The sequence below is a fragment of the Gemmata sp. genome, from assembly GCF_051859125.1.
In the GTDB taxonomy this organism is placed as follows: Bacteria; Planctomycetota; Planctomycetia; order Gemmatales; family Gemmataceae; genus Gemmata.
On the sequence record NZ_JBHYGG010000049.1, the window covers coordinates 1 to 19435 of the forward strand.

Below are 19435 nucleotides of genomic sequence, written 5' to 3' on the forward strand. Positions count from 1 at the left end.
GATTACATGCTCAAGGTGCTACAGGAAATCGGGGCCAAGTAGTGCGCCTGCCCTGCTGAAACACCTGGAGCCACGGCACCCGTTCGGCGAACGCCCCGTCCCAGTGGTACGGCACGCTCCCGCTCGCGAACAGGTAGTTCTTCGGTGCCTCGTGTTCCACCACCTCGAACACCGTGCCGAAGTCCCATTGCAGGAGCGACCCCCAACCGGCCGCGTACGCCGCCAGCGCGTGCTGCGTCGGCTCGGGGGTGAACCCGCGGCACACGACCACGCGGTCCCGGAGGACGAGCTCCCGGAGTTCCGCGGGGGAAGGCACCGGCCGCGGGCCGCCGGTGGGTCGCACCAGCACGCCGAACGGCACCAGCGGCTCGACCGCGCACCCCGGCACAGTGACGTCACCTCCCACGGCTCGCCTCCTTCGACGGCGTTGCCCCGGCGAGTTCGAAGTGACTGGGCCGCCCGTCCCGTTCGACGACACTCGCGCCCAGTGCCTCGGCCTCGGCGCGGCTCGTCAGAACGAACCGGTCCCCGCGGAGCAGCGCGACGCCGTGCCAGGGCGTGAGCCAGGCGTCCTCGGCCGGGGTGAGCATGATCCCGACCTTCTCCGAGTGCGGGGGCTGCGGGTGGATGGATAACCGCAGCGCCTCGGGGAAATAAACCGCGACCAGTCGGCTCCAGGCGTTGCTCCGGCGGATCACTTCATAAGCGGCGGTCCTCGACCGCTCGCGGGCCTGATTCTTGCTGAGGCTCGGCTCGCGGGCCGCGAGGTCCTCGGTCAGGAACCGGTGGATCCCGTTGAACATCTGCTTGTGGTGGTCGTGGGCCCGCGTCCTCTCGGTGAGGGCCTCGAGCGGTTCGCCGTAGGTGTCCATGAGCCAGCGGCGCGTGGCCCCGAACGCCTCGCCCGGTCGGACGTCGTCCAGGTCGAACACTTCGAAGTCAGTGAGCCCGAGGCCGCCGATGAGCTCGAGGAGCCGCGCCCGGTACGCGGTGACGGCACCGTCGTCCACGCCGACGAGATCGTTGAAGACGCGGCCGTCCGAACAGATCGTCAACCTCGCGCCCGGCGGGTGGCGGAGTCGGATCGCCTCGCACGCTTCCTGGAGGAACCGCAGTGCCAACTCTTCGCCGGGGTCCGGTAGGGTGCCGAGTGTCTTCTTCGGGTTGGCGGACTTGGCCGGGAACGCCGGGAGGACGAGGCGAACGGGCTCCCCGGCGGTCAGCGCCGCGCTGACCCGGGGGAGGTGCAGCGCGAGGCACTGGGGGCACGGGTTGTGGCCACAGGCCCCCGCCCCCGGCTGGAGCCGGCGGTGGCGGAAGAGGTCGCGCAGGATGTTCTCCGCTCGCGAGTAATGGGCCGGGTCGTGAGGGGGTTCGACGAGCCGGCCCGCGAGGCGGTCGGCGCGATCGGCCAGCGCCGAGAGGTCGGGCAACCCGGCGAGGGACGCCACGAACCGGCCGAGCGGCCCCGGGCGGCCCCGCGCGAACCAGCGCGTCGCGAGTCCCGCGAGGTCGGTCGCGAACTCCTCGGCGTCGGACGAGAGCGCCCGGTCCGGGGTCTGGTCCTGGAGGGCCAGCAGGACGCACATCAGGTGCGTGGCGTAGAGGAACCGCACGAGCGGGTGGGTGCGGTCGCCCGGCGGGGCGTCCGTTCCCCCGTAAACGGCGGCGGCAATCACGCCCTGCACGCGGGCACGAATGCGGTCGGAGGTCGGGCCGAACACCGCGAGCCGGTTGCGGGGGTCGAGCGCCACCGGAAGGAGCGACCTGAGGAGCTCCCAGTGCGGGTCGAGAAGAGCGAGCTTCCCGCGGAGCAGAACCGCGAACCGTTCGGCAACCGTTCCGACCGGCAGCTCCGCCGCCCGGGACTCGAGGTCCGAGGCGAGCTGCTCGTAGAGCTTGAGAACGAACCGCTCCTGCCGCGGGAAGTGGCGGTACAGGTCGTCGAGCGGGCACCCCGCGGCCGCGGCGATGTCGGCAGGTGTGACCGCGGCGTACCCGCGACTCGCGAAGAGGGCGATGGCCTCCTCGAACAACCGACCCGCCGCCAAGTCGTGGGGCATGGTTCGAACCTGAGGTGTTGCGCCCGGGGATGTCTCACAGAGCGATTACTCCGTCCGTTCGGCGGTGTCAACGTCTGGACGCCACCGTCCGCCACTCCGGCGCGATGTCGGGCTGTCGGAGCGGGCTCCCAAGAATCTCACGGATGAGGACGACCTGACCAGGGGTTTCCGTGTCCCGCCCCCCCGTTGCCAGACGATGTGCCATGCTCGCGACGATCACCGCGCCCGGGACACGAGCACCGGTCGGGAGCGTCGCCTCCGGTCGAGCCGACCGCGGGCCGTAAATCGGCACCAGGCCTCCGGCATCGAACGCCGGCCTGTGCTGTTGGATACCGTGGCCGCCCGAGACGCCCCGGAACTCCCGGAGCCCCCGATGTCTGAGATGAGCTGGTGTCGCCCGATCCCGCCACGCGGCGAAAGTCGCGTTCGGCGGCCCGAGTCAATTCCCCGTTCCGGCGGTCCTGACTTGAGCCGCCCGTTGATCTCCGCCGCCAGCATGGGCACCTCACCGGCCCAGGTCGGGGTGCTCCCACACGCCGCCCCGCCCGCCGTCTCGGCGTTCGAGGCTGCACCCAACCGACGACGGCCCGTCCGGGTTCCGGGACGGAAGACGGCATTCGGCGCCGCATAGCTCCTGGAACACTCCCTCGGGCGGGCGGCTCTTCCGCCCGTACCCCGCCGCCCCGCCGGGCCGTTCCGGGGGCCCCGGTGCGGCCAGACCATGCCGCGGATCGGTGCACCTGGGGAGAGGGGCACGGGCCGGCCCGACAGGTCGAGGACGTTCTGGGCCGGGTCGATCCCGAGCCAGTGGTAGATGGTCGCGAGGAAGTCGAACGGGTCGTGCTTGAACCCGACCGGGGCCGCCCCGCGCTTGTCGGTGGCACCGATCACGTTGCCGCGGTCCAGCCCGCCGCCGGACACGAGGACCGACATCGCGCCCGGCCAGTGGTCCCGGCCGACGCTCCCGTTCACGCTCTCCAGCCGCGGGGTCCGGCCGAACTCGCCCGTGACGACCAGCAGCGTGTTCTTGTCGAGCCCTCGCGCGTGCAGGTCTTCGATCATGTTGGCGGCGCAGGCGTCGAACCAGGGGAGCCGCAGCCGCAGGGCGTGGTCCATGTTCCAGTTGGCCGCGTGGTCGCCCCACTTGTGGGAGTTCCCACCGGGCTTGCCGGCATTGCTCGAGTGCTGCCCCGGGACGTACACGTTCACCAGGCGGACCCCATCCGCCAACCCGGCGGCACAGGTCACCGGGTTGCAAGCTGACGGCAGCCCGCAACCATCGGTGTCGGTCGGGGTGGCGACGTGGACGCGAACCCGCGAGAGCGTCCACGTTTCATTACGTGTGGCTACGATGGCACGGAGGCGCGGCGCTGGACCAAACCCCAACGGCGGGCCGCAGTGACGAGTACCGGGTGAGGTGGTAGACTTTGACGGGTCACACGTCGCCGATCCGGCACCCCAACAGCACCCCCGACCGAAAGACACCCCTTTATGACCCGCGTCGTACTTCTCCTCGCCCTCCTGCCAACTGCTCACCTGCTCGCCGACAAACCCCGCCCGGGTGCGGCGGCCGATGCGCCGATCAAGGTCGGGATCATCGGTCTGGACAACTACCAAACGGTTGCGTTCACCCAAATCTTTCACGACCCCAAGGCCGGCGACGGCCTGAAGGGACTCAAAGTGGTCGCGGCGTTCCAGGCGGGCAGCCCGGACATCGAGGAGAGCGTGAACAACCTCCCCAAGTGGACCGAACAGATCAAGAAGTTCGGGGTCGAGGTCGTCAACACGCCGGAGGAGGTTCTCAAGCAGTCCGACGCGATCCTGCTGATGAGCGTGGACGGACGCGCGCACCTGGAACAACTCAAGCCGATTCTGAAGGCCGGCAAGCCGGTGTACGTCGGCCGCCCGCTCGCGGCGTCGTTGGCCGACGCGGTGGAGATCTTCCGGCTGGCCGCGGAGCACAAGACGCCGATCTTCACCTGCTCGCAGCACCGCTTCAGCCCCGGGTTCATCGGGATGCGCAACCACCCGGAGGTCGGGGAGGTACTCGGGGCCGACGTGTACGGCGGGTGCCCGCGCGAGCCGCACCACCCCGACCTGTTCTGGCACGGCGTCCACGGGGTCGAGACGCTCTACACGATCCTGGGGCCGGGTTGCGTGTCGGTGACTCGCACGAGCACGGATCTCGCCGACCAGGTGACCGGTGAGTGGAACGACGGGAGGGTCGGCACGTACCGCGGCATCCGCAGGGGTGCCCCCAAGTACAGCGCCACGGTGTTCGGCAGCAAGGGGGTTTCGACGGCAGGCATCTACGGGCACGGCGTCCCGGTGAAGGGCGTCGCCCCGACCAACGACAAGTACATGGGCTACGAGGCGACCGCGGCCGAGATCGCCAAGTTCTTCAAGACGCGCACTCCTCCGGTGTCGGCCGAAGAGACGATCGAGTTGTTCGCCTTTATGGAGGCTGCCGAGGAGAGCAAGCGCCAGAAGGGTGCGCCGGTCAAGCTCGAGGACGTTCTGGCCAAGGCACGCAAGAAGTGACGCGAACCGGTGAACCGGTTCGCGGAGCGTATTCCTGCTGGCTCCTGTCCCGCGGCCGGGGTATAGTGTTTCCACCTTCCCCACTCGGGCGGCTCGCCGCCCGTCCGCCCTCCCGCCGCTCGTTCATCCTGGTGGATTCATGACCAAGCCGACGGTGGCCCTCCTGCTGACACTCCTGCTCGGCCCGGCCGCGGCGCACGCCGCCGTGCACGTTACCCCGGCCGCGGTGGCGCTCGACGGCCCGGAGGCGTCGCAGCAACTGCTTGTCACGCTCGAAACCGCTGACGGCACCCGGACCGCGAAGTACGAGGTCGCCAACCCCGCCATCGCCGTGGTCGATGTTGCCGGGCGAATCACCCCGAAGGGCGAGGGGAAGACCGAGGTCACCGTCCGGCACGGCAACGACACAGTTCGTATTCCCGTCGAGGTCAACGGGCTGAAGTCTCCGCACCCGGTATCGTTCGAGCAGGACATCATCCCCATCCTGACGAAAGCCTCGTGCAACAGCGGCGGCTGTCACGGGAAGGCCGAGGGGCAAGGCGGGCTGAAACTCAGCGTGTTCGGGTTCGACCCGGCTGCCGACTTCCAGGCACTCGTGACCGAGGGCCGCGGTCGGCGCGTCTTCCCCGCGTCGCCAGAGGGCAGCCTGTTCCTGATGAAAGCGACCGGCCTCGCCCCGCACGGCGGAGGAAAGAAGATCGACAAGGACGGTCACCGCTACCACCGTATGGTTCGTTGGGTCCGGGAGGGAGCCCAGTTCGCGGGGTCGAAGGTTCCGGCGGTGACGGCACTGGAGGTCGAGCCGACTCAGCGGACGCTCACACTCGGCGGCACCCAACAGTTGCGGGTCACGGCCGTGTACGCGGACGGGACCCGCCGGTGCGTCACCGCCGAGGCCGAGTACGACTCGAACGCCGCCACGATCGCCGGTGCGGACGGCCGCGGACTGGTCAGCGCCGGCGACAAGCCCGGCGAGGCCGCCATCCTCGTGCGGTACATGGGGCAGGTCACCGTGTGCCGCGTCACGCTCCCGCGCCCGGGGGTAAAGTTCCCGCGACCAGCAGAAGCGAACTTCGTCGACAAGCACGTCTGGGACAAACTCGAACGGCTCGGCATCCCGCCAAGCGATCTGGCCGACGATGCCGTGTTCCTCCGCCGGGTGTTCCTCGACACGATCGGAACGCTCCCCACCGCGGCCGAGGCGAGCGCCTTCCTCGCGGACGCCGCACCGAACAAGCGCGAGAAGTTGATCGACGCGCTGCTCGCCCGGCCGGAGTACGCCGACCTGTGGGCGCTGAAGTGGTCGGACATTCTGAAAGTCGACAAGGACGCGGTAACGCCCCAGGGTGCGGTCGCGATGACGCGGTGGATTCGCCGCCAGGTCGCCGAGAACCGACCCTACGACCAGTTCGTGCGCGACATCGTGACGGCCCGCGGCAGCACCACGGCGGAGGGGCCGGCGGCAATCTACAAGTCGCTGGGCACGCCCGAAATCGCCGCCCGGTCGCTGAGTCAAGTGTTTCTGGGGGTGCGGATCGAGTGCGCCCAGTGCCACCACCACCCGTCGGAGAAGTGGGCGCAGGACGACTACTGGGCGCTCGCCGGGATGTTCTCGGGCGTGTCCCGCAAGCCGCTCCCCGGTGGGGCCGAAGCCGTGGTGTGGACGGTCGGCACGGATCTCGGTCCGAAGGTCGGGAAGGTGAAGGCCAAGAAGGGTGCGGCGCCCGTGGCCGTACAGGGCGTGCCCGCCGCGCCGCTCGGCGCCGAGCCGAAGGAATTCGCCCCGTCCGAAGACCGGCGGCGCACGCTGGCCGACTGGATGACCACGCCGGACAACCCGTACTTCGCGACCGCGATTGCGAACCGAATCTGGGCGCACTACCTCGGTCGCGGGCTGGTCGAGCCGATCGACGACATCCGCGCAACCAACCCCGCGTCGAACGAACCGCTGCTGGCCGCGCTGACCGCTCTCCTCCGCGAGCGGAAGTACGACCTCAAGGCGCTCACGAAGGCGATCCTGATGTCGCGGACGTACCAACTGAGCAGCGTCGCGAAAGATGGGAACGCGACCGACGAGCAGAACTTCTCGCACGCCGCGGTCAAGCCGATGGCGGCGGAGGTATTGCTTGATGCGGTGTCGCAGGTCACGGGCGCGCCCGAGAAGTTCAACGGCTGGCCGGACGGCTACCGCGCCATCCAGGTGTGGGACAACCGGATGCCGTCGTACTTCTTCCGCATCTTCGGCCGCCCGGTGCGGTACAGCGTGTGCGAGTGCGAGCGTGGGACCGACCCGAGCATCGCGCAGGCGCTGCACCTGATGAACTCCCCCGAGATCGCGTCGAAGGTTCAGGCCCGGGGCGGCGCAGCCCGCAAGTTGGCCGACTCGGACAAGAAGCCGGCCGCGATCGTCGACGAACTGTTCCTGGCCGCGCTCAGTCGCCGACCGACCGAAGCGGAGCGCACGAAGCTCCTCGGCGCCTTCGCAGAGGGCGACCGCCGGGCGGCCGTCGAAGACCTGTTGTGGGCGATTCTGAACAGCAAAGAGTTCCTGTACAACCGCTGATGGAACTGCGGAACGCGGAATGCGGAATTGAAAACCGAAGAACTAAGAACTTACCGTGGCCGAGGGAGATTAACGATGTCTTCATTCCGCAATCCGCATTCCGCGATCCGCAATGGAATGTCCCGAAGGCAGGCCCTTCACGTTGGCACCGTCGGGTTGCTCGGCGGGTTGTCGCTGCCGAGACTGCTCCAGTTCCAGGCGCAAGCCGCCGGGGCCAAGACCGCCAAGGCAAAGTCGTGCATCTTCCTGTTCCTGGAAGGCGGGCCCAGCACGATCGACATGTGGGACATGAAGCCGGACGCCGCGGCCGAGGTTCGCGGGCCGTATAAGCCGATCAAGACGAACGTGAACGGCACGTTCATCTGCGAGCACCTGCCGAACTGCGCCAAGATCGCGGACAAGTACACCATCCTTCGCAACCACAGTCACAACGACAACGGCCACACCACCGGTTACCACTACGTGATGACCGGCGTGAAGGCCGACTTCGCCGACGGCACGAACAGCCGCAAGCCGAACAACGTCCTCTACCCGTCGCTCGGGTCGGTCGTGTCGCGTGAACTCGGGCACACCGGCACGCTCCCGCCGTACATCAACCTGCCGCACCCGCTGACCGCCGGCGGCCCCGGCTTTTACGGCGCGGAACACGCGCCGTTCGTGATCGAGGGCGACCCGGTCTCGCCAGACTTCGAGGTCCGCGACCTGCTCCCCGTCGAAGGGATCGACAACAAGCGGCAGGACCGGCGGAAGAAACTCCTGAGCGGGCTGGACGAGCCTGCTGGTCCCGCCGCTGCGCCGACCGGCAAGGCTGGCACGATGGCGACGTACTACGAGAAGGCCCACGACCTGATGACCTCGACGGCCGCTCGCAAGGCGTTCGACATCAAGAGTGAGCCGGCGAAACTCCGCGAGGCGTATGGCCACACCACGCTCGGCCAGTGCGCGCTGCTCTCGCGTCGTCTGGTGGAAGCCGGGTGTCGGTTCGTCGGCGTCGATCACAGTGGGTGGGACACGCACTTCACCTGCTTCCCGAGTCTCGAAAAGGATTTGATTCCGAGCGTGGACCGCGCGTTCAGCGCCCTGGTGAGCGACCTCGCGGACCGCGGACTGCTCGACAGCACGCTCGTGGTGATGATGGGCGAAATGGGCCGCACGCCGAAGGTGAACAAGGACGCGGGCCGCGACCACTGGTCGATGACGCAGAGCGTGCTGTTCGCGGGCGGCGGCATCAAGCCGGGCATCGTGATCGGCGCAACGGACAAGAACTCGGTCGCCCCGCTCGCCGACCCGGTGAGCGTCGAAGACATCCTCCGCACGCTGTTCCACCAGATGGGAATCGACAGCAGCAAGGTGTACAACACGCCGCTGGGCCGCCCGGTGCCGATCGTGAATGGTGGGCGGGTGCTCACGGATCTGGTGGGGTGAGGCGACCAGAGGCGGTTCTCCTTCGTGGCGAGCCGCGACCGCGAGGGAACGGGATACGCTCACCACTCCCTCGCGGTCGTGGCCCGCTGAAAAGCACATCAGGATTACAACCCATGCCCGCTCGCGCGTTCCCGGTCGCTCCCCTCGCCGTGGCCCTGTTGCTCGCACCCTTCTCCCCGTCGCTCGCCCACGCACAGAAGAAGAAGACCGCCGACCTGAAGGCCCCGGAACCGGGCTACGTCTTCCCCTCCGGCGGGAAGGCGGGATCGGCGGCCGACGTCCAACTCGGCGGGTACGACTGGACCCCGGACTTGCAATTCTTCGTTCTCGACTCCCGTGCCACGCTTCAAACTACCGGCGAGCCGGGACCGGTCATGGTCCCCCCGCCGCCTTACTGGTTCGGTGCCAAGAGCACCCAGAACGCACTCCCACTCCCACGCGAACAACCCGCCAAGCTCACACTCCCGGCCGACCTTCCGCCGGGTCCGGTGCGGTGGGCCGTCGCAAGCGCGAGCGGTGCCGGGGTCAAGACCGGCATCTTCTGGGTCGGCACCGAACCCGAGGTGATCGAGGAGCGCGCGACGAAGGTGCCGCAGAAACTCCCGGCGCTGCCGGTCACGGTCAACGGCCGGCTGTCGCGCATCGAGGAAGTGGACCGCTACCGGTTCGCGGTCGCGAAGGACGGCCCGGTCACGCTCGACGTGTTCGCGCGCCGCCTCGGGGTGAACATGAACGCCGCCCTCTCCGTCCGCAACCCGAATGGAGAGGTCGTTGCGGACGCCGTCGACACCGACGGCCAGGATCTCGCCGTGACCTTTTGGGCGACCGCCGGCACCGATTACACGGTCAGCCTCCACGACCTCGACTTCCGCGGCGACCGCTCGTTCGTTTACCGACTCGCGCTCACTCCCGGCCCGCGCGTGGTGGCGACCGTTCCCGCCGCCGGGAAGCGCGGTGAGACACGCGACGTGGAGTTCGTCGGGTACGGCCTCGTGACCGGAAAGCAGCAACTGGAGTCGCTCACGCGGAAGGTCACGTTCCCGGCCGACCCGAAGAAGGACGAACTGGCGTATCGTCTCGACACCGCGTTCGGCGCGACCCCCGCGTTCGGCATCCCGCTCAGCGACGCCGCCGAGACGGTCGCGGCCGCGAAGCCAGCGGCGCTCACGCTGCCGGCCGCAGTGACCGGCGTGATGGATCAGACGACTGAAGCCCGCTTCACCTGCGAGGGAAAGAAGGGCGACGTGTGGAATCTCGCTGCGGAGGCGCGGCGGTTCGGCTCGCCGCTCGACCTGTCGCTCGCGGTCGTCGATGCGACCGGCAAGGAGTTGGTTCGCAACGACGACCTGCCCGGCACCACCGACGCCGGACTCGCGTTCACGCTGCCCGCCGACGGCGCGTTCACCGTGGTCGTGGGCGACATCTCGGGGAAGGCCGGTACGCGGGGCGCGGTCTACCGGCTGACCGCCGAGAAGGTCGCCCCCGACTTCACTCTGTCGACCGTCGCGCGACTGAATGTGCCACTCGGAGGAACAGCCGACCTTGTGGTGAAGGTCGTCCGCAAGGGCGGAATGAAGGAGGCTATTGCGCTCGCCGTGTCGGGACTACCCGAGGGCGTGACCGCCCCGCCCAACCTCGTCATCCCCGGCACCGCGGCTGAGTTAAAGATCACCCTCACGGGCGTCGAAACCGCCTCGGCCACTGCGGCTCTCGTGAGTGTCACGGGAACGGCCAGCGCGGCCACGCGACCGGCATTCGCGCCGATCCCGGCCAACTTCGCGGTGCGGTCCCCGAACGACGAGCGGACGACTTCGATCCTGCTCGCGACGACACTCGCCCCGAGGCTCAAACTGGTGGCGGTCGAGGCCGACGGCGGGCGAAAGGTTCACCGCGGGAGCACTCACCCGGCCGAGGTGACTTTGGAGCGGATCAACGACTTCAAGGGTGAAGTGAGCCTGCAGATGTCGGCGGCGCAGTCGTATCAGCGGCAGGGGATCACCGGCCCCGACATGACAGTCCCGGCTGATGCCGACCGGGCGTTCTACCCGTGCTTCATGCCCGAATGGCTCGAAACGACCAGGACCTCGCGCATGGAACTGATCGGGGTCGTGAAGGTGCCCGACGCGAAGGGGAAGGTCCGGTATCTCGTGACCCCGATGAGCGGGCGGATCACGATGTCGATCGAGGGTTCGATCCTGAAGGTCTCCGCCCCGCAAGAGTTGAATGTGAAGCCCGGGGAAGCGGCAGAGGTTCCGGTCGCGGTGCTGCGGTCGGCGAAGCTGTCGGTGCCGGTCCAGTTGGAACTGAAGCTGCCGGAGGAACTGGCCGGGATGCTTAAGGCGGACGCGGTGACCGTCGCTCCGGGGCAGACGACCGCAGTGTTCAAGATCGCCTGTGTGAAGGGCGCCAAGTTCGACGGCGAGGTGACCGTCACCATCCGCGGCACGGCGCTACAGGACGGCAAGTACGCGGTCGTGTCCGAGGCGGCGGTGACGGTCGATTGCGCGACGAAGTGAATCGCAACTCGTGAGCGGAACCGGTGCTGTCGAAACGGCCGGGTGGGAAGGAGCCACCCACAGACCCGAAGTGATTGTTGGTGAAGCAATCCGGTTCGACACGAGTACGACGTGGCCGTCTCCCATCCGGGCCAGTCCGCGGCAAAACGACTGGTAGGCGGGTTCGGCCTTGCCGGTGGGGGCGTGCCCGCACGACCCGACCACCCCCGCAACTTCTTGCCCTTCCTCCCAGGCGTCCGAGACGTACAGGCTCGCCGGCACGAGGAACCCCCCGGCCGGTTCGCCGCCGGCCACCACCGTACGGAGCGTGGCCGGGAGTTCGGCGGGGTCCGGTACGCCGAGGAAACTTGGCGGCGGATCGACGTGCGTGATTGCCCGGTCGCGGAGCAACTGGATCAGCCGGATTGGGTCGCGGAGGTCGTCGTCCGGCTCGACGCAGAGAGTTGCCCCACTGAGCAGGACGGTGCCGATGTCTGACACTGAGGCGTCGAAGGCCGGGCAAACCAACCCAGAGCGCACGTGAGCCGGGGGCCAGGTCGAACGCGGGATCTGCGCGTCGAGCAGGTTGACGATGCCGCGGGACTCGACGAGGACGGCCTTCGGCCGGGCGGGCGAGCCTGGGGTGTAGATGGCGTAGGCGATCGCTTCGAACGCCGGCGAGGTAACTCCGACCCCGAGTCCGGTTGCGGAGGTGTCTGGGTTCACCTGGTTACGGGAGTGAAGAGCACGCGCAGGCCGCCGCGGGGAGCCGTCGGGGACGCGGGTTCGCGTGACGCGGAGCGAGCGCCGAGCGCCGGGCTGCGGACGTTCCCCCCGCGGAACGCCGCCCCCGCTTCCGGGGCCGTCGGCGTGCAGCACTCCTCCAGGTTGCCGTGCATGTCGAAGAGGCCGAAACCGTTCGCGGCCTTTCGGCCCACGGGCCGGTACCGTGCGTCCCCCGCGTCCACGGTCCCGGCGAACCACGCGAGCGGTCCCAGTTCACCCGGGTCCGACCCGCAACTCCAGAGCCCCGCGGACCCGGCCCGGCACGCGAACTCCCACTCGGCCTCCGTCGGGAGGCGGCACGTGTACCGCCCGGCGGAGCGGATCGAGAGCCACCGGCACACGTCGGCACAGTCGTCGCGGCAGAGGTTGCAGGCGGGGTGGTCGTCGGTCAGCGGTTGCTCGCCCGCGAACCGCCAGGTCGCACCCGAGACGACCCGCCAGCCGAGGCCGGCGTCGAGGCGGTAGCCAACGCCGTCCGGCCGCTCGGCGACCGTCCGGTACGGTGGGGTCTGTGCCTCGGCGAACTGCCGGAACTGCCCCACCGTGACCTCGGTCGTCCCGATGTAGAACGGCGAGTCGATGGCCGCCGGACGTTGTGCCTCCCCGCGGGCGCGCTCCCGCACGTACTCTTCCGGCGCTCCCGCGAGCAACTCCTCGACCGTGCCGGGGGGCGAGCCCATCGTGAACCGACCCGGCGGGACGAGCCGCGCCTTCAGCCCCGGGACCGGCTCGATCTCCACCGGCACCCCGAGGGCGGCGGCCCACTCGGCCTGGTACGCAGCGGGGTCGAACGGGATGTCTCTGACTGCCGCTCGCTTCGGAGCCACGGGGCGCGGGACCGGGAGTGGTGCCGGCGGCGTGTCGCTCCCGACCGGTGGGCGTGCGAGCACCACTGCGGCGACGACGGCGAGGCAGATCGCGAGGGAAGCGGCCACGAGCCGGAGCCGGCCCGGGGACCGCCCCGGGGCCGAGATCACGTCCAGTTCCGCGAGCACCTCGCCCATCGATCGCGGTCGATCGGCGGGGAGGCGGGCCGTCATCCGCAGGAAGAGCCCCTCCAACCGCGGCGGCAATTCCGGGTCGGCGTCGTGCCTCGCGCGGGGTGTGTCGTCCTGAGGCGGGCGGCCCGTCAGCAGGAAGAACAGGGTGCAGCCCAATGAGTACACGTCGGCTCGGGCGTCAACGGTGCCGGGGGCTTCTGCCTGCTCGGGGGCCATGAACGCCGGTGTGCCGACGACCAGGGTGTGATAGCTGTCGGCCTTGCGGTCGGCACGGACGAGTTGGGCGAGTCCGACGTCGAGAACACGCACGGTCCCCGCCCGGGTGCGGATGAGGTTCGACGGCTTCACGTCGCGGTGAATCACTCCGCACTCGTGGGCGTGGGCCAGCCCCGCCGCGGCGTCGCGCACCGCACGGATCGCGTCGGCGGGTGCGAGCGGGCCGGACTCGGTCACGAGGCGGTGCAGGTCGGCCCCGTCCACGAACTCGGACACGAGGTACGCGACCCCGCGGGCCTCTCCCGCGTCGTAGGCGGTGACGACGTTCGGGTGCGTCAACTTCGCGGCCGCCTCCACCTCGCGCTGGAACCAGCGGCCCCGCTCGAGGTCGTCGCCCCGGCCGTCGGCGAACACCTTCACCGCGACCTCGCGCTTCATCCGCCGGTGAACGGCCCGGTAGACCGTCCCCATCCCACCGGACGCCACGCGGTCGAGGATGAGGTAGTCGTCGAGGGCGAGCGGGTGCGGGTGCGGGTTCAGGAGCGTTCGCCCCTGGTACGCCGTGAGTGCCCCCGACCGAACGAGGCCGTCGGCGAGGTCCGAGGCGGTCGCGGCGGGGTCGAGGTTGAAGCCGGCGGGGAGGAGACGTTCGCTCGCCAGCCTGCGGGTGAACTCTTCGGCGGACGTCGCCCGGTACTCGCCGTCGACCTGCGTGAGATGGCGATGAAGGGAATCGCGCTCGGGGCCGGTCGCGTCACCCAGAAAGTCCGCGACCCGCGGCCGCTGCCCGGCCCGGCACAGCGCCTCGAAGGCGTCGCACCGGGCGTTGATGCGCAGCACGGCGGACAGTGGGAGGGCGTCGAAGTCCTCGGCCCCTTCCGGGTTCACGGCCGCCCCTCCGCGGGGTCGCCTTCCTCGCGGTCCCACACCTGCTCGATCACGCGGATCTTGCGCTCGACCGTTCGGCGGGCGCACCCCATCCGGCCCGCGATCTCCTCGGCCGTGTACCCCTCCAGCTTCGACGTTGCGACGGTCCGCAGGCCCGGGTCGCCGGTGCGGTCGAGTCGGTCGAGGAGGGCCGCGAGCCGTTCGCCGACCTCGACCAGCAGTTCGGGCGTCGGCTCGCGGGAGGTGATGAGGTCGAGGTCCGCGGCGACGGGACCGTCGGGGCCGCCCCGCTTCAGCCGCGTCTCCCGACGGACGTGATCGACGCACTTGTGCGACGTGAGGGCCAGCAGCAGCGGCCAGAGGTTGTCGCGGTCCTTCAACTCCGGGAACCGCCCGGCCCGCGCGCCGAGGCAGAAGCTCTTGAACGCGCTGAGTGCCGCGTCCTCGTCGTCGGCCCCGCGGCCGGCCCCGGCCAGGCGCTGGCCCGCCACGGCCGTCATCCGCGCGAAGTACGCGGCCCACAGCCCCCCGGCGGCGTTCTCGTCGCCCCGGCGGATGCCGTCGATCCAGCGGGTGATGCTCCCTTCAGAGGACATGGCGGCCTCGGCCCCGGGCGGCGTTCGACGCTGGGATTCTACTCGCCCCGCGGACTCCCGGGAGATTTTTGTCGCACCCCGGCGGCGGATGGCGAGCCGTTGGTGAACCGGAAGGTTTCCGGCCCATTCTCCAGGGGACAAACGTCATGGCACGTCGCGACACTCACGTCCGTCACCGCAAGCCGTTCGCGGGGCTCCGCGTCGAGGCGCTCGAAGGGCGGGACCTCATGTCCGCGTCGCCGCTCCCGGTGCTGCTCGTGGTCGCGGACCAACAGGACTTCTACTACCGCGAGTACAGCGAGACCCGAACCGCGATCGAGACTCAGGGGGTCGCAGTCGTCGTGGGAGCGACGACCACGAACCCGAGCACCCCGCACTGGGGCACCGGGCAACCGCTGGGCGAGTCGGGCACGATCGTTCCGGACGTCGCGCTCGCGGACGTGGACGCGGGCGACTACTCGGCCATCGCCTTCGTCGGCGGGTGGGGCGCGTCGATGTACCAGTACGCCTACAACGACCCGAACGGGGACGGCGTCACCGACAACTTCTATTCGAACCCGCTCTACAACGCCGACCCCGACCTGGGCGACGGCCAGATCGCACCGGAGAAGGTCGTCGTCAACCAACTCATCAACGAGTTCCTTGGGGACGACAAGCCCGTGGCCGGGCTCTGCCACGGCGTCACCGTGCTGGCCTGGGCGCGGGTCGATGGGGCCAGTCCGCTGGCGGGCAAGCACGTCGCGGTGCCACACCTGGAGGGGACGCCGGACCAATTCTACAACGGCCAGTGGCGGAACGGCGGGTACTTCAACGGCCAGCGGGACCAGGTGATTGACAACGGCGGCCTCCCGACGGCGTACAGCGGGGCCCACGGGAAGGCGGGCACCGCCGACGACGTGATCCTGGACGGGCAGATCATCACCGGCGAGAACCCGGACTCCTCAACGCTGTTCGGCGTCACCATCGCGGAGCGGGTACTCGCCGACGTCCCGGCCGAGAACCGGCCCCCGGCGGCCCAGGACGACGCGTGGGTTCTGCCCGAGAACTCACCCGCGGGAACTGTCGTGGGCACCGTCGCCGCGACCGACCCCGACGCCGGGCAGTCGCTCACCTTCTCCATCGTGGGCGGGAACGCGAGCGGCGCGTTCGCCATCGACCCCGTCACCGGTCAGGTCACGGTCGCCGACGCGACCGCCCTGAACTTCGAGACGTCGCCCGTGTTCAACCTCACGGTCGAGGTCTCCGACAACGCCCCCGACTCGCTCAGCACCGTCGCGGCGGTCACCATCAACCTGGAAGACGTTGCCGAGTCGCCGGTCGCACCGGTCGGCGGGAACCTCGTCGTCACCGGAACGTCGGCGGCGGACACCGTGTATCTGTGGAACAGCGGGGCCGATCAGGTTTCGGTCTGGCTGAATGGGACTTCGTACGGGCCGTTCGCGTTGCCCGGCGGGCGGGTGATCGTCCACGGCGACGCCGGGAACGACCAGATCTTCGCCAGCGACCTCAGCACCCCCGCGACGATTTACGGCGGGGCGGGGCACGACCTCATCGTCGGCGGCAGCGGTGCCGACAACCTCGACGGCGGGGACGGGGTCGACCGCCTGTGGGCCGGGCTGGGCGACGACCTGCTTCGCGGCGGGGACGGCGACGACTACCTCTACGGTCGCGAGGGGAACGACATCCTGATCGGCGGGGCCGGGAACGACGCGCTCGACGGGTTCGACGGCCGAGACATCCTGATCGGCGGGACCGGGGCCGATGTCCTCCGCGGCGGGAACGGCGACGACATCCTCATCGGCGGCAGCACCGGCTACGACGACGACGACGAGGCTCTCGGCGTCCTCCGGGGCCTCTGGTTGGCCGCCGGGGACATCGACGAGCGGATCGCGACCCTCTCCCAGCTGGTCGGGCTCGGCCTGCGGCCGGGCGACACCGTTCTCGACGACGGCGTCGGCGATGCGCTCGTGGGCGATGCGGGCGGCGACTGGCTGCTCAGCGGATGGGCCGACGGGATTTACCTGCTGGACACGGACGACCGCGAGACGAGCGTCTGACGGGAGCCGAGCCGGCGGGCGGACGTTCCGGCCGTCAAGGGCACCGCGGCGTCGAGGTGGAGAGCCTGCCCGCCTTGGCGGCCGAATCGTTCGCGGAGGTCGGCGGGCCACACCGCACAGGAGAATCGACCTGGAACACCTGCCGCCGGGAAGGCGTTACCACCTCCCCGGTGACGGGTATCGGACACGGGCCAGGTGCCCGAACGGGTCCGAGCACCCGGTTGCGATTTCGACGCGGAATCCGCTCAAGGGGCCACAGCGGAGCTGTCGGCGGCCGGAGGGGTTAAGCCCAATACTCTTCAGTTGGAGCAGTTTCGGGAAAGGTGTAGCGCGAGCGGATCCGTTCGGGTACGACGGGGGAATCCACCGGGAGGTTCTCCGATGCGTGCGTACTCGCTGGATCTGCGCGAGCGGGTGTGGGCCGACTGCGAGGCCGGGATGAAGACCCCGGCCGCGGCCGAGAAGTACACGGTCCGCCAGTCCTGGGTACGCCGGCTCAAGCAGCGGCGGAGGGCCACCGGTTCGCTGGCCCCGCGCCCGCCCAGCCCCGGCCGGCCGGTCACGCTGGCCCCACACGGCGCCCGGGTTCGGGAGTTGGTCCGTGACGACCCCGACGCCACGCTCGCCGAGCTGCGGGCGCGACTCGGGGTGCGGGTCAGCGTCTCGACCCTATCCGGGTACCTCCGGCGGATCCGGGGGTGCAGTAATTGATTGTGGTGGGTGAGCGGCTGTCGGGTTAGTGTGGCGCGATCCCGGAGGCGCCGCCACGACCCGCACGTTTCAGGCCGACACCCCTCTTCAGGCTCTGACCCTCGAACACGCCCTTGCGATGGTCCGCCAGCTCGAGCGGGCGGCCGGCGCGCCCGACGGGAAGGTGATGGCCGAAGTCGAGGCCGCGGCGCTCCCGGCCGCACGCGAGTTGGCCCGCCGGGCCGTCGAGGCGGCGCTCCCGGCACAGGCCCCGCAGGCCGAATAAAAGGGGCACCCCACCGCACCTGCGCTGGCTGCGGCAACGCCGCCTGGCCCGAGCGGCGCGCCCCCCGCAACGTCCTGACCGCCGCCGGGGTCGTGCGCCTCGGCCGCCTGTACCTGGTGTGCCCGCGGTGCAAGGCCGGCCGGCACCCGCTCGACGAGCGCCTGGGGGTCACTGGGTTCGTCAGCCCCCAGGCCCGGAGGTTGTTGTGCCTGGCCGGGGCCAGTTGGTCCTTCGACACGGCCCGTGCCAACCTCAGGGCGTTCTGCGGGCTGTCGGCCTGCGACAACACCATCCCCGCCACCCGCGACGCGCACGGTGGCGCGATGCGGGACGGGCAGCGGGACGAGCCGAACGCCACCGCGCCGTTCCGGGCGGCCGACGGGGACGTCGAGTTCCAGACGGACGGGACGTGCGTGAACACCACGCACGGGTGGCGCGAGTTGCGGCTGTCCATCTTCGCCCGGCGCAACCGCGGCCAGCCGGCCGAGGGCGCGGGTGGCTGGGAGCAGCGGAACCTGCCGGCGCCGCACGTCCGGGTGACCCAGGCGGCGGCCCGCACCGGGGACCAGCTGGGCCCGGGCTGGCGGCGGCTGGCGGGCCGGTCGGGTGTGACGGACACGAGCCAGTTGAGCGTGATCGCCGGCGGGGCGACATGGATCTGGAGTCAGGTCTCGGCCCACCTGCCGGGTTCGGTCGGCGTTCTGGACATCTACCGCGCCAGCGAGCACCTGTGGGCCGCGGCCAACGGTCACTTCGGGGAGGGGACGGCCGAGGCCCGGTCGTGGGCCCACGCCCGCCGCACATGTTTGTCGGAGCAGGGTGCGGCCGGACGGTCGAAGGAGTTGGCCGGCGGGCCGTGGTCGGGGCTGCGCGGGTACTTCGAAGCGCACGTCGATCACACCGGGTACGCGGCGCGGCTGGCCGAAGGGCGTGTGATCGGCAGCGGGTTGGTGGAGGGCTCGTGCAAGCAGGTGGTATGTCGGCGCCTGAAGCAGACCGGGGCCCGATGGAAAGTGCGACGCGTGGGGCGCATGGCCGCCCTCTGCGCCGTCCAAGCCAGCCAGCAATGGGAGGCGTACTGGAAATGTACCGCCTGACACCACACTCCGGGACTGCACCCCGGATCCGGCTGTCGTTCAAAAAAAGTGGTCCGGGCCGTCGAGCAGGACCGGCCGGACGTGAGGCAGAAGCGGGTCGCCTGGGCCCAGCGGATGCCCGCCCTGGACCCGGCCACGCTGGTGTTCATCGACGAGACCAGCGCGAACACCCGGATAACCCGGCGGTACGGCCGGTGCCCGGCCGGGGAGCGGCTGGTGCGCCCGGTCCCGCACGGGCACGGGAAGACGACCACGTTCGTCGCGGCCCTGCGATCCGAGGGCCTGGTGGCCCCGGTGGTGGTCGACGGCGCGCTGAACGGGGACCTGTTCGTCGCGTACGCCGAGCAGGTGCTGGTCCCGGCGTTGCGACCGGGGGACGTGGTGGTGATGGACAACCTGGCCTGCCACAAGAGGGCGGGCGCGGTGCGGGCGATCGAGAGGGCCGGGTGCGCGGTGGCGTACCTGCCGCCGTACAGCCCGGACTTCAACCCGATCGAGCAGGCGTTCGCCAAGGTCAAGGCCCGGCTGCGGGCGGCCGAGCTGCGGACGATCGACAAGGTCGAGGGGTTCTTCGGCACCGTCCACGAAGCGTTCCCGCCAACCGAGTGCGGGAACTACATCCGACAAGCCGGGTACAACGCTACAGATTTACCGAAAGCCCTCTACTACTACTCCGTTAGACAGTAGTTTCCAGGATTTTGGGAGGTAGTTGACGCCCTCCGGGGTGATCC

Annotated in this window: 15 protein-coding genes; 9 read left to right on the plus strand and 6 right to left on the minus strand. The window is 69.9% G+C overall.

Annotation, left to right across the window (positions count from 1 at the left end; translation table 11 throughout):
- Positions 1-10: 10 nt before the first annotated feature.
- From ACTIGN_RS06390 to ACTIGN_RS06400, 3 genes are all read right to left on the minus strand, one after another.
- Positions 11-406: a hypothetical protein gene (locus ACTIGN_RS06390; protein ID WP_439621978.1), complete on the minus strand. Its 396-nt coding sequence runs from the start codon at positions 404-406 to the stop codon at positions 11-13.
- Positions 396-2063, minus strand: coding sequence for an L-tyrosine/L-tryptophan isonitrile synthase family protein (locus ACTIGN_RS06395; protein ID WP_439621979.1), 1668 nt, complete (start codon positions 2061-2063; stop codon positions 396-398). The genes ACTIGN_RS06390 and ACTIGN_RS06395 overlap by 11 nt, the downstream gene beginning before the upstream one ends.
- Before the next feature lie 216 nt (positions 2064-2279).
- Positions 2280-3599, minus strand: a complete 1320-nt coding sequence (locus ACTIGN_RS06400; protein ID WP_439621980.1) for a DUF1501 domain-containing protein — start codon at positions 3597-3599, stop codon at positions 2280-2282.
- On the opposite strand from ACTIGN_RS06400, the gene ACTIGN_RS06405 reads away from it, so the two are divergent.
- The 4 genes from ACTIGN_RS06405 (at position 3555) to ACTIGN_RS06420 (ending at position 11108) form a co-directional block, all read left to right on the plus strand.
- Positions 3555-4604 carry a Gfo/Idh/MocA family protein gene (locus ACTIGN_RS06405; RefSeq protein ID WP_439621981.1) on the plus strand — a complete coding sequence of 350 codons (1050 nt, stop codon included), beginning with the start codon at positions 3555-3557 and terminating at the stop codon, positions 4602-4604. The two genes, ACTIGN_RS06400 and ACTIGN_RS06405, sit on opposite strands and share 45 nt — an antisense overlap.
- Before the next feature lie 139 nt (positions 4605-4743).
- Entirely contained in the window at positions 4744-7167 is a 2424-nt protein-coding gene (locus ACTIGN_RS06410; protein ID WP_439621982.1) for a DUF1549 domain-containing protein, read from the plus strand.
- Between the two features lie 117 nt (positions 7168-7284).
- Entirely contained in the window at positions 7285-8592 is a 1308-nt protein-coding gene (locus ACTIGN_RS06415) for a DUF1501 domain-containing protein (RefSeq protein WP_439621983.1), read from the plus strand.
- 113 nt (positions 8593-8705) lie between these two features.
- Complete coding sequence (locus ACTIGN_RS06420) at positions 8706-11108, plus strand: hypothetical protein (protein WP_439621984.1); 2403 nt, start codon at positions 8706-8708, stop codon at positions 11106-11108.
- Here ACTIGN_RS06420 and ACTIGN_RS06425 read toward each other — a convergent pair.
- Genes ACTIGN_RS06425 through ACTIGN_RS06435 form a run of 3 tightly spaced genes read right to left on the minus strand, consistent with a single transcriptional unit; the run spans position 11043 to position 14574 of the window.
- Complete coding sequence (locus ACTIGN_RS06425; RefSeq protein ID WP_439621985.1) at positions 11043-11813, minus strand: AMP-binding protein; 771 nt, start codon at positions 11811-11813, stop codon at positions 11043-11045. The two genes, ACTIGN_RS06420 and ACTIGN_RS06425, sit on opposite strands and share 66 nt — an antisense overlap.
- A complete protein-coding gene (locus ACTIGN_RS06430) occupies positions 11810-13978 on the minus strand; it encodes a bifunctional serine/threonine-protein kinase/formylglycine-generating enzyme family protein (protein ID WP_439621986.1) in 2169 nt (722 codons plus the stop codon). The genes ACTIGN_RS06425 and ACTIGN_RS06430 overlap by 4 nt, the downstream gene beginning before the upstream one ends.
- Positions 13975-14574 carry an ECF-type sigma factor gene (locus ACTIGN_RS06435; RefSeq protein WP_439621987.1) on the minus strand — a complete coding sequence of 200 codons (600 nt, stop codon included), beginning with the start codon at positions 14572-14574 and terminating at the stop codon, positions 13975-13977. Before ACTIGN_RS06435 ends, ACTIGN_RS06430 begins: the two co-directional genes overlap by 4 nt.
- Before the next feature lie 146 nt (positions 14575-14720).
- On the opposite strand from ACTIGN_RS06435, the gene ACTIGN_RS06440 reads away from it, so the two are divergent.
- From ACTIGN_RS06440 to ACTIGN_RS06460, 5 genes are all read left to right on the plus strand, one after another.
- Positions 14721-16631 carry a cadherin domain-containing protein gene (locus ACTIGN_RS06440; RefSeq protein ID WP_439621988.1) on the plus strand — a complete coding sequence of 637 codons (1911 nt, stop codon included), beginning with the start codon at positions 14721-14723 and terminating at the stop codon, positions 16629-16631.
- Positions 16632-17012: 381 nt separating this feature from the next.
- Positions 17013-17342 (plus strand): hypothetical protein, encoded by a 330-nt coding sequence (locus tag ACTIGN_RS06445; protein ID WP_439621989.1) that lies wholly within the window; start codon positions 17013-17015, stop codon positions 17340-17342.
- Positions 17343-17460: 118 nt separating this feature from the next.
- Positions 17461-17607 carry a hypothetical protein gene (locus ACTIGN_RS06450; RefSeq protein ID WP_439621990.1) on the plus strand — a complete coding sequence of 49 codons (147 nt, stop codon included), beginning with the start codon at positions 17461-17463 and terminating at the stop codon, positions 17605-17607.
- Positions 17608-17699: 92 nt separating this feature from the next.
- Positions 17700-18704 (plus strand): hypothetical protein, encoded by a 1005-nt coding sequence (locus tag ACTIGN_RS06455; protein WP_439621991.1) that lies wholly within the window; start codon positions 17700-17702, stop codon positions 18702-18704.
- Between the two features lie 48 nt (positions 18705-18752).
- On the plus strand, positions 18753-19391 hold the full coding sequence (locus tag ACTIGN_RS06460; RefSeq protein ID WP_439621992.1) for an IS630 family transposase: 639 nt from the start codon (positions 18753-18755) through the stop codon (positions 19389-19391).
- Positions 19392-19435 lie beyond the last annotated feature (44 nt).

Coding starts and splice junctions, on each gene's coding strand:
- ACTIGN_RS06395 (WP_439621979.1), bottom strand. CDS start 2,063: ATGCCCCACGACTTGGCGGCGGGTCGGTTGTTCGAGGAGGCCATCGCC.
- ACTIGN_RS06405 (WP_439621981.1), top strand. CDS start 3,555: ATGACCCGCGTCGTACTTCTCCTCGCCCTCCTGCCAACTGCTCACCTG.
- ACTIGN_RS06410 (WP_439621982.1), top strand. CDS start 4,744: ATGACCAAGCCGACGGTGGCCCTCCTGCTGACACTCCTGCTCGGCCCG.
- ACTIGN_RS06415 (WP_439621983.1), top strand. CDS start 7,285: ATGTCCCGAAGGCAGGCCCTTCACGTTGGCACCGTCGGGTTGCTCGGC.
- ACTIGN_RS06420 (WP_439621984.1), top strand. CDS start 8,706: ATGCCCGCTCGCGCGTTCCCGGTCGCTCCCCTCGCCGTGGCCCTGTTG.
- ACTIGN_RS06435 (WP_439621987.1), bottom strand. CDS start 14,574: ATGTCCTCTGAAGGGAGCATCACCCGCTGGATCGACGGCATCCGCCGG.
- ACTIGN_RS06440 (WP_439621988.1), top strand. CDS start 14,721: ATGGCACGTCGCGACACTCACGTCCGTCACCGCAAGCCGTTCGCGGGG.
- ACTIGN_RS06445 (WP_439621989.1), top strand. CDS start 17,013: ATGCGTGCGTACTCGCTGGATCTGCGCGAGCGGGTGTGGGCCGACTGC.
- ACTIGN_RS06450 (WP_439621990.1), top strand. CDS start 17,461: ATGGTCCGCCAGCTCGAGCGGGCGGCCGGCGCGCCCGACGGGAAGGTG.